Source organism: Mesorhizobium sp. M7A.F.Ca.AU.001.01.1.1 (genome assembly GCF_004022735.1).
In the GTDB taxonomy this organism is placed as follows: domain Bacteria; phylum Pseudomonadota; class Alphaproteobacteria; order Rhizobiales; family Rhizobiaceae; genus Mesorhizobium; species Mesorhizobium ciceri.
In genome coordinates this window covers 1-2,081 of record NZ_RZPF01000937.1, presented here as the reverse complement: position 1 = coordinate 2,081, position 2,081 = coordinate 1, and the positions used below count along the sequence as shown (strand labels likewise).

Here is a 2,081-nt window from a genome sequence, read left to right as displayed (position 1 = left end):
GTCACCGGCAGCGCCCCCGGCCAGGATCAGCGCCGAGAGTGTCAACGCATAGGCATTGGAAATCCACTGCGCCTCGGCAAGGCTTGCGCCGAGATTGACGCGGATCGCTGGTGTAGCGATGGCCAGGATGGAGCCGTCTATGAAGCCAAGCGCCGAGGCCAGAATTGCCGCGATCAGCACAAATCGTCGCCGCGACTGCGGACAAAACGTTCCATTCGTGACCGGATTGGTCAGCGGGACGGCGGCGGCTTCACTTGGTGAATGCATGAAACCTTGCTTAAACCCCTGGCGCACCGGCAACAACCAGCCAGTGGCTTGCTGTCGCTGAAACCAGCCGTTTGGCCAGGGTCGCACCCTGTCAGATGCAAATGGCGGCAACCATGCTAGGTTTCCGGAAGGTGCCGATGGGGAAACATCGATGAAGCGGCCACTTGAAGCATCGGCTGAGGGACGCGGCCGTATCGTCGGGATCACCGATGGCGTATTCGCCATCGCGCTCACCCTGATCGTTCTCGAAATCAGGGTGCCGGCGCACGAGGCGATCCATTCCGAACGCGAGCTGCTCGCCGCGATCGCCGCCCTGGCGCCGCGTTTCCTGACCTACGCCTTGAGCTTCCTGACGCTGACCATCTTCTGGTTTGGCCAGCAGGCGCAGCATGGTCTGATCGCCAAATCCGATCGACGGCTTGCCACGCTGAACCTTTGCTTTCTCGCCTTCATCGCCTTGCTGCCCTTCTCGACCGATCTTCTGGCCGACTTCCTCGAGTTCAGAACCGCGGTGCTGGTCTACTGGCTCAATCTGCTGGCGCTCGGCGTCACGCTGTTCGCGAGCTGGCGTTATGCGGAGAAAAGCGGCTTCGTAGCAGAGGATGTCGATGCGGAAACCAAACGCACGGTCTATCTGCGCATCATCAAGGCACAGATCCTGTGGGCGGTCGGCGCCGCACTCTCGCTTGTCAGTCCCTTGCTCGGCGTCGGCTTCATCCTGGTCGTGCAGTTGGTCTATGCCGCCGCGCTTCGCGGTTCACTGCTGCGCAAGGTTATCGGCTGAGGGCCCGCCGACAAACTCCACCGTCACGCCCGGCGAAACCAATTTGGCCAGCTCCCGCGCATCCCAGTTGGTCAGGCGTACGCAGCCATGGCTCTCGGTCTTGCCGATCTTCGACGGATCGGGCGTGCCGTGGATGCCGTAGGTCGGCTTATCCAGGGCGATCCAGACCGAACCGACGGGACCGTTCGGGCCCGGCGGAATGGTCAGGACCTTGTCGTTTTGACCCTGCTTGAAATTGATGCTGGGATTGTAGGTGTAGTTCGGATCGAGCGCCACGCGCGACACCGTGTGTATGCCGGACGGTGACGGCGTATCCGACGAGCCGATGGTTGCGGGATAGGCCGCGACCAGTTTGCCGCCGGCGTCATAGGCGAAAACCTCTTTCTTGTCCTTGTCGGCGACGATACGCGCCACCGGCGTCGAAACCAGCCTGCCGAAATTGGCGACCTTGATGATCGTGCCGGGACGATTGAAATCGACCTCCGGGTTGAGCGCCTTGAGATAATTCTCGTCCATGTGAAAGCGCTCCGCGAGCGCCTCGGTCACCGACGTATAACCCATGCGGTCGAGTTGCGCCTTCTGGCTGTAGTCTTCCGGGATCGACGCGACATAAGGACCGGCCGCGTCCTCCGCTGTGATCGTGTAATTGGCGAAGGCATCGCCGCCGGATTGCGCAAGTGCCGCCTGGATGGCGACCGCGTCGGTCGATCGCAGATTGGCGCCGGTGATCTGGTTGTAGGCGGCGAGCGCCTTGTCGACATTCGAACCGAAACGCCCGTCGATGACGCCAGGCGAAGCGCCACCCCGGTCGAGCAGCACCTGAAGGGCGGCGACATCCTGGCGCGCTCCCAGCGAAAGTGCCGGGGCAACGGTGGTCTTGTCGCCGGCCTTTGGCGGCAGAGCCGCCTGATCGGCGGGTGTCGTCGGCTGGGCAGGGTCTATCGCGGCCTCGTTCAGCGGCTGGCGCTTGATTGTACCCGGCTTAGCCGGCTGCGGCGCGTCGGGATAATTGTCGTCGTAATTGCCATCG

Annotated in this window: 2 protein-coding genes and 1 pseudogene; 1 reads left to right on the top strand and 2 read right to left on the bottom strand. The window is 62.6% G+C overall.

Going from position 1 to position 2,081, the window contains the following annotated elements:
* Positions 1-267: pseudogene (locus EN884_RS34220) on the bottom strand (MFS transporter); the annotation flags it as partial.
* Between the two features lie 151 nt (positions 268-418).
* On the opposite strand from EN884_RS34220, the gene EN884_RS34215 reads away from it, so the two are divergent.
* Positions 419-1,051: a TMEM175 family protein gene (locus EN884_RS34215; RefSeq protein WP_063169065.1), complete on the top strand. Its 633-nt coding sequence runs from the start codon at positions 419-421 to the stop codon at positions 1,049-1,051.
* Here the strand turns inward: EN884_RS34215 and EN884_RS34210 are convergent.
* Positions 1,025-2,081, bottom strand: a 1,057-nt coding sequence (locus EN884_RS34210) for a L,D-transpeptidase family protein (protein WP_128361051.1), incomplete at its 5' end; no start/stop codon positions are given. The two genes, EN884_RS34215 and EN884_RS34210, sit on opposite strands and share 27 nt — an antisense overlap.

Excerpts from the sequence above, each read along its gene's own strand:
- EN884_RS34215 (WP_063169065.1), top strand. The coding sequence starts at position 419 with ATGAAGCGGCCACTTGAAGCATCGGCTGAGGGACGCGGCCGTATCGTC.